Source organism: Sphingopyxis sp. BSNA05 (genome assembly GCF_013265645.1).
Taxonomy (GTDB): Bacteria; Pseudomonadota; Alphaproteobacteria; order Sphingomonadales; family Sphingomonadaceae; genus Parasphingorhabdus.
In genome coordinates, this window is sequence record NZ_PYIA01000089.1 from 23,070 (window position 1) to 29,499 (window position 6,430).

10 protein-coding genes and 1 tRNA gene are annotated in these 6,430 nt (G+C 58.7%); 7 read left to right on the forward strand and 4 right to left on the reverse strand.

Annotation, left to right across the window (positions count from 1 at the left end; all coding sequences use genetic code 11):
• Positions 1-142: 142 nt before the first annotated feature.
• Complete coding sequence (dapB, locus tag C8024_RS10090; RefSeq protein ID WP_173204694.1) at positions 143-871, forward strand: 4-hydroxy-tetrahydrodipicolinate reductase; 729 nt, start codon at positions 143-145, stop codon at positions 869-871.
• A 63-nt stretch (positions 872-934) separates the two neighbouring features.
• Here dapB and C8024_RS10095 read toward each other — a convergent pair whose 3' ends face one another.
• Both C8024_RS10095 and C8024_RS10100 read right to left on the reverse strand, forming a co-directional pair.
• Entirely contained in the window at positions 935-1,213 is a 279-nt protein-coding gene (locus tag C8024_RS10095) for a hypothetical protein (RefSeq protein WP_173204697.1), read from the reverse strand.
• Positions 1,214-1,418: 205 nt separating this feature from the next.
• Positions 1,419-1,838 carry a hypothetical protein gene (locus C8024_RS10100; protein ID WP_173204700.1) on the reverse strand — a complete coding sequence of 140 codons (420 nt, stop codon included), beginning with the start codon at positions 1,836-1,838 and terminating at the stop codon, positions 1,419-1,421.
• Between the two features lie 206 nt (positions 1,839-2,044).
• Between C8024_RS10100 and C8024_RS10105 the strand changes: the two genes are divergently transcribed.
• From C8024_RS10105 to C8024_RS10130, 6 genes are all read left to right on the forward strand, one after another.
• Positions 2,045-2,305: a hypothetical protein gene (locus tag C8024_RS10105; RefSeq protein ID WP_173204703.1), complete on the forward strand. Its 261-nt coding sequence runs from the start codon at positions 2,045-2,047 to the stop codon at positions 2,303-2,305.
• 135 nt (positions 2,306-2,440) lie between these two features.
• Positions 2,441-3,217 carry a glucose 1-dehydrogenase gene (locus tag C8024_RS10110; protein WP_173204705.1) on the forward strand — a complete coding sequence of 259 codons (777 nt, stop codon included), beginning with the start codon at positions 2,441-2,443 and terminating at the stop codon, positions 3,215-3,217.
• 152 nt (positions 3,218-3,369) lie between these two features.
• The gene (locus C8024_RS10115) at positions 3,370-3,765 is read left to right on the forward strand and encodes a hypothetical protein (protein ID WP_173204709.1); all 396 of its coding nucleotides are present in this window, start codon (positions 3,370-3,372) and stop codon (positions 3,763-3,765) included.
• Between the two features lie 60 nt (positions 3,766-3,825).
• Positions 3,826-4,467, forward strand: coding sequence for an endonuclease III (gene nth / locus C8024_RS10120; RefSeq protein ID WP_100093602.1), 642 nt, complete (start codon positions 3,826-3,828; stop codon positions 4,465-4,467).
• Positions 4,468-4,561: 94 nt separating this feature from the next.
• Entirely contained in the window at positions 4,562-5,035 is a 474-nt protein-coding gene (locus tag C8024_RS10125) for a hypothetical protein (protein WP_254305787.1), read from the forward strand.
• 27 nt (positions 5,036-5,062) lie between these two features.
• Positions 5,063-5,139, forward strand: a tRNA-Arg gene (locus C8024_RS10130).
• Positions 5,140-5,550: 411 nt separating this feature from the next.
• On the opposite strand, the gene C8024_RS10135 is transcribed toward C8024_RS10130, so the two are convergent.
• Both C8024_RS10135 and C8024_RS10140 read right to left on the reverse strand, forming a co-directional pair.
• Entirely contained in the window at positions 5,551-5,727 is a 177-nt protein-coding gene (locus tag C8024_RS10135; RefSeq protein WP_173204712.1) for a hypothetical protein, read from the reverse strand.
• Positions 5,728-5,762: 35 nt separating this feature from the next.
• The coding region (locus C8024_RS10140; protein WP_173204715.1) for a GAF domain-containing protein at positions 5,763-6,430 on the reverse strand (668 nt) is incomplete at its 5' end.

Sequence of the window (6,430 nt, forward strand, 5' to 3'; positions counted from 1 at the left end):
CCCCATAACCGTTCGCTTCGAGCGAAGTCGAGAAGCATATGGGGCACAGGCGCGAGAAATTTCATTCCAACGTGTCTCGACTTCGCTCGACACGAGCGGCTAGAGAGTGTCGCACAACAGGACCAAAGACAGGGACCCCAAGATGACAGCCATCGGAATTATCGGCAGCAAGGGCCGCATGGGACAGGCGCTCGTTGCGGCGATCGCGGAAGCGGGCTACAGCCACGCCGGCGGCGCGGACCAGGGCGATGCTATCGCGGCGCTGGTCGCGGCGAGTGATGTGCTGGTCGACTTCTCCTCGCCAAAAGCGCTGCAGGCAACGCTCGATGCCTGCGTCACGGCGAATAAGCCGATCGTCATCGGCACCACCGGACTGGAGACCGCGCATCACGCCGCGATCGACGCGGCGGCGACCAAGATCCCGGTGCTGCAGACCGGCAACACTTCGCTCGGCGTCAATATGCTGGCGGCGCTGGTCGAGCAGGCGGCGAGCCGGCTGGGCGACGACTGGGATATCGAGATCGTCGAAATGCACCACCGGCACAAGGTCGACGCCCCCAGCGGCACCGCGAAATTGCTGGGCGAAGCCGCCGCGCGCGGCCGCGGCATCGACTTGGACGCCAACAGCGAAAGCGGCCGCGACGGCATCACCGGCGCGCGCGCAAAGGGCGCTATAGGCTTTGCCGCCTTGCGCGGCGGATCGGTCGCCGGCGATCACACTGTCATCCTGGCGAGCGACGAGGAACGGATCGAGCTGACCCACCGGGCAGAAAACCGGATGATCTTTGCGCGCGGTGCAGTGAAGGCGGCTGGCTGGCTGGTCGGGCAGAGTCCCGGGCGCTACGGGATGGACGGAGTTCTGGGGTTTTAGATCTGGCTGGCAGGATGATCCCGCTCCCGGTCTTGCGATGAAGCAGCGCTATTGCCCCGCCAATCAAATGCCATTTTTCCTGCGCCTCCGCAAAACTCCGCGACGCCTGACCCGGATCATCCAGCAGGTCGACCAAATCGTAGCGATGCAACCAACCATTGCGAGCAGGCCATATACGAGCACCGCGTCATCGCTGAAGGTGACCCCGCTGCGGGCATCAAAATATTGGCCCGATGGTCCGTAGGATATCTGCATTCTATCATAGCAAAGCATCGCGAAGCCGAGAGTCAGCGCGGCCATAGAAAGGGTGGTGACAAGGCTCAGCATCTTGGCCGGTTTCACGGATCTTGCTCCATCACCATGGATATCACCCCGATCTTGCCGTCCGGCCAAGAGACGGCCGGCGACAGGTCGGTTTCGCCTATCGATAGAAGCAAAGCCTGAATAACCAAAGCCGAAATTCTCGCCAGATCGGCTTCGCCGGAAAGATAACTCTGGCGGCGATTGCCACGCGAAGACGGCAGGCTCTCCGTCCGGTTCTGACTCCCTAGACCCCGCTTGCCCGCACGGCCCCCATTTCGGGAGCATCCATGACCGCGCCGACATCGATCGGGGCTCCATCATCTTGGCGAGTCCCGGCATAACCGATTGAATCATTCTCATAACCGCTTTCAGCGCCAAAATTCTCGTCATTCCACGCCTGCAGCCGTTCCATCCGCAGCCGGTCGCGTTTGCGGGCCGGTTCCTCCGGTACCAGAATGCGGGCGCCATTCTCATAGCGGCCGATTTCATAGCCGGCGTCGTTATATTGCGCAGGCTGCGCCGGGGACGTCCGGGTCCGCACATGAGGCATCTCGTAGGCATTCTGCCCGAGCGCATAGCGTTCGACCGGATCGACCGGCGGCGGCACGGACAGGCGGGCGTGCATCGCTTGCCGGGTCAGGTCGCCAAGAGCCATCCCCGCCATCAGCGCCAGCGACAGGCCGATTGTCGTCCAGGAAAAATCTCCGTCGCTGTCCTTCTTGTCCCCATGCCCAGAATACGCGCGAGGTGGCGATCCGTTCCCGGTGGAGGGGGGAAGCCGTCCCTGTTGCCTGCGCGCCGTCCGCAGATCCGGGCGCCGTATCGGTCACCCGGCTTGCCAATATCCACCGGACAGCATAAGCCCTCCCCATGGATTTTGATGACCAGCTGCAACGCTATTTCGGCACCGCCGACCTTGCTGCCATCCAGCCGGAAGCGATGGACGCGGGTATCGAACATATGCGCGTCGACTTCGGTCTGGAAAAGGATCGCGGGCGGCGTTTTGCCTTATGGGCAGTGCTTTATATGCTCGGAACGCACCTGGATCTCGACAAGGCGTTCGAGGACGAGGCCGACCGCAATTCGGCGCGGGACTTCATGGATATGATGGACCGGGTTCAGGGCGACTGAGCGTCGGGCCGCGGGCCGGTCCGGACAGCAACCGGCCCTCGCCCCCGACTCGTGCGTGGACTTTCGCGGGGCGATGTGAAAGGACTGGGTGAAAGGACTGGCCGCCAAAATGATAACAGGAGAACGAGCGTGACGATGAAGACCCTATTTGATGTCAGTGGTAAAGTGGCTGTGGTCACCGGCGGATCCAGCGGTATCGGCGCGATGATGGCGCGCGGCCTGATCGAAAATGGCGCGAGGGTCTATATCACCGCCCGCAAGGAAGAGCGGCTGATGGCGATGGCCGCCGAATTGTCCGAACTGGGCGATTGTATCGCGATCCCGGCCGACCTGTCGAAGGTCGAGGGTATCGAGGCGCTGGTCGCGGCAATCAGCGAGCGTGAAGAGAAAATCGATATCTTGATCAACAACGCCGGCGCGAACTGGAGCGCTTCCATCGAGGATTTCCCGGAATCGGGCTGGGACAAGGTGATGGACATCAACATCAAGTCGATCTTCTTCGCCACCCAGAAATTCCTGCCGCTGCTGAAGGCCTCCGGCAGCGCCGACGAACCGGCGCGGGTGGTCAATATCGCGTCGATCAACGGCATCCGCAATTCGGGCATGCCGACCTATGCCTATACCGCCAGCAAGTCCGGCGTGATCAATCTGACAGAACATCTGGCCACCGATCTCGCTGCCTATAATATCAACGTCAACGCGATCGCGCCCGGCTTCTTCCCGAGCAATATGACCAAGCAGATTGTCGAGAATGACGGCATGACCAAGATGGCGATCTCCCAGATTCCGCGCGGCCGGATGGGCGCGCCGGAGGATATCGCCGGTACTGCGCTCTATCTGTGCGCGCGCGCTTCCTCCTGGATGATCGGCCAGACGCTGGTGCTCGACGGCGGGATGATTTCGCGCCCCTGATCCGGCAATGCCATGGCGGCACCCGCGAATATGGCTGATTTTTGCCGGTGCCGCCCGTCTGTTCAGTAAAGCGCAATATTTCTATTTTTACAACGATGCACGACCGGGGGGGTTGCCGTCGACGGGGCGGGTCACGAAAAAGGCCGGAAGTCATGTCCTTCAGAAATTTTGCAGCCACCGGCCTGATCGCCAGCCTGCTCTGGTCCGCCAGCGCCGTTGCCGAGCCGGCCCCCGATCTCGACACGCCGGAACGGATCAACATTCTCGTCACCTTTGGCGACGACGAATGTCCGGAGGCGCAGGGCGACGAGATTGTCGTCTGCGCCCAGCGGCCCGAATCGGAACGCTATCGTATCCCGCCCGAATTGCGCGAAAGCGAAGAGGAACAGGCCGGCGAACAAAGCTGGTCCTCGGTCGTCGCTTCGCATGACGAAGCCGCTCGCCCCGGCCGTCCGGGCAGCTGCTCGGTGGTCGGCACCTTCGGCTTCACCGGCTGTCAGGCGGCGATCATGCGGCAATGGTTCGACGAGCGCCGCACCGACCAGTGATCCGGCGTCCCTGTGGCCAGGCGATTGTATTTTCGCCACCGACCGGCCATGACGGCGGGCATGAAAAAAGCCGATATCTTCGAATTCTACGCCCGCCTCGCCGCCGACAATCCTTCGCCGGAGACCGAGCTCAACTATGGCAATGTCTATCAGCTGGTCGTCGCCGTCGCCCTGTCCGCGCAATCGACCGACATCGGCGTCAACAAGGCGACGCGCAAGCTGTTCGCCGAGGTGACAACGCCGCAGCAGATGGTCGATCTCGGCCTCGACGGGCTGAAGGAGCATATCAAGACGATCGGCCTCTATAATACCAAGGCGAAGAATGTGATCGCGCTGTCGGAAATGCTGATCGCCGAATATGGCGGCGAGGTACCGGCCGACCGCGACGAGCTGGTCAAGCTGCCCGGCGTCGGGCGCAAGACCGCCAATGTCGTGATGAACTGTGCCTTTGGCGCGGAGACCTTCGCGGTCGACACGCATATTTTCCGGGTCGGCAACCGCACCGGTCTGGCGCCGGGCAAGACCGTGCTGGCGGTCGAGAAAAAGCTGGAGAAGCAGACCCCCGCCCCGTTCCGCGTCCACGCCCATCACTGGCTGATCCTGCACGGCCGCTATATCTGCAAGGCGCGCAAGCCGGAATGCTGGCGCTGTCCGGTTGCCGATCTGTGCCGGTTCAAGAAGAAGACACCCGCGCCCGCCTGAGCTGCTCCGCATCATTGCGTATTTTATTCAGCTTCGCGAAATGTGAAGCGATGTAAATTCGTACCAAGATGGCAACCATCCGCAGGAGAAGAACATGCGCTTTCAGACCCCTCTCATCCTTGCCTCCGCCCTCGCCGCCGGCAGCGTCGCCTTTGCCGCCGAGAGAGCTTCGGACGACGACAAATATGAAATCCGCGAGATTGGCGAGCCGGAAAATTGCATCATGCGCTCCAGCATCCGCTCGACCGATGTGATCGACGACCAGACCATCGATTTCAAGATGCGCAACGGCGATATCTACCGCAACAATCTGCCCAACAAATGCAGCGGACTCGGCTTTGAAGAGGCCTTTTCCTACAAGACATCGACCAACCGGCTGTGCAACGTCGACATCATCCATGTCCTCAGCCAGACCGGCGGCCGGCTTGATACGCGCGGCGCTGCGGCCTCGGCAAATTCCAGAAAATCGAGAAAATTCCGAAGGAAGAAAGCGCAGATTGAGCCGCGCCCGGCAGGCGATTTGCCGGCGCAGAATAATCTATTGGCAAAGCGGCAAATCCGCTGCTAGATGCGCAGCCGGCGGACCACCGCCCCGGCACCCGTAGCTCAGCTGGATAGAGCGCTGCCCTCCGAAGGCAGAGGTCATAGGTTCGAATCCTATCGGGTGCACCATTATCTCAATGACTTAGAACCACCCGGCGCGCGTGTATGGAATGAGTATGGAAAATAGGGGTGAATATTTGCCGCTGATAGACGCTAAATAGCGCACAACCTGCGATTCCTCAAATTCCACGCAGCAAGTAACTTCTACGCTCGGATTGATAAGAGAACGAGACTTAAACTTTATCCTCAGTCCCCATCAGCGGAATGGCAAGACCTATTCTTCAGCAAAGTTATTCCACCGCCGGTCGCATACGCCTGCATTAGGTAGACATCAAAGCTTGTTGCAGCCAAAGCGGAATTGCCTCCGAGTTATTTGGTCGCTCTCATGTTCAAAGGATCAGAAGACTGTTCACTAGTCGGCCTGCTTCCGCCATGCTGGTATTGATTGCGAAGTTGACGCAAAGCGTGCTCCGTGAGGGTTTAAAAGCGCATACGTCGATTACGCACTTGCGCCATCAGTTCCGCCATTTCACGCTCTTCTTGCGTTGAAATATCCCCATGAGCCATCTTCTTTAGCAACAATTTTAAACGTGCTTGAAGCCTGTCTGGCGTGGGGGCCAAGACATCGGAATTGTCAGGTCTTTTCTCTGCTAACATCGTCATATCCTACACCTCACTGCTTAATATTACCTTTACGACTTGACCGGCGGATCATCGGGACATCTTATATTCAAGTCTCTTATACCCAGGGCTAATTCAATTAAAGCCGCGAATTGCACCAGCGGCTCGTAATGCGACTGGTCCGGGCCGTTGTGTGCACGAAAATGATCTGCTTCATCACTAGTCGCAATTACAACACCCCAGCAGTCATCCATACCGTCAGGGATTATTGGGGTTGCAAAAATCGAGCGATAAACATTCGGTTGAACCGCTTCATGTCCAAGAGCGGACTGAACAGCGGCGTCGGTCATATCACCCACACGAACCGGTTCTTTAGTTTGAAACACTCTGCCAGTAACCCCAACATCAATCGGCCAAGATCGTGATCTGGAAATATCGCAGTCCACTGCTCGCTTATTGGCAATTGGCTTTAAGACATCTATTTCAATACCGTCCTCAGTTTCCTTGGCCGGTCGTTGGATGCTGATTGACCATGTGTCTATCTGCTCGAACCCACAAGCAATCGACAATTCGTGTCCCACAGCAGACAGCATTTTTATAGCAATCTCATTTTCATCGCCTACTACAATTCCTACCTTCTCTTTAACATAGGTAAGCAACGATTGCACAGCAACGTTCGACGAAATGCTATTTTCAAACCGACGAGTGAGTGTTTTCAAAGCCTGATAATCATCTCTTA

Excerpts from the sequence above, each read along its gene's own strand:
- dapB (WP_173204694.1), top strand. The coding sequence starts at position 143 with ATGACAGCCATCGGAATTATCGGCAGCAAGGGCCGCATGGGACAGGCG.
- C8024_RS10100 (WP_173204700.1), bottom strand. The coding sequence starts at position 1,838 with ATGGCGGGGATGGCTCTTGGCGACCTGACCCGGCAAGCGATGCACGCC.
- C8024_RS10105 (WP_173204703.1), top strand. The coding sequence starts at position 2,045 with ATGGATTTTGATGACCAGCTGCAACGCTATTTCGGCACCGCCGACCTT.
- C8024_RS10110 (WP_173204705.1), top strand. The coding sequence starts at position 2,441 with ATGAAGACCCTATTTGATGTCAGTGGTAAAGTGGCTGTGGTCACCGGC.
- C8024_RS10115 (WP_173204709.1), top strand. The coding sequence starts at position 3,370 with ATGTCCTTCAGAAATTTTGCAGCCACCGGCCTGATCGCCAGCCTGCTC.
- nth (WP_100093602.1), top strand. The coding sequence starts at position 3,826 with ATGAAAAAAGCCGATATCTTCGAATTCTACGCCCGCCTCGCCGCCGAC.
- C8024_RS10125 (WP_254305787.1), top strand. The coding sequence starts at position 4,562 with ATGCGCTTTCAGACCCCTCTCATCCTTGCCTCCGCCCTCGCCGCCGGC.
- C8024_RS10135 (WP_173204712.1), bottom strand. The coding sequence starts at position 5,727 with ATGTTAGCAGAGAAAAGACCTGACAATTCCGATGTCTTGGCCCCCACG.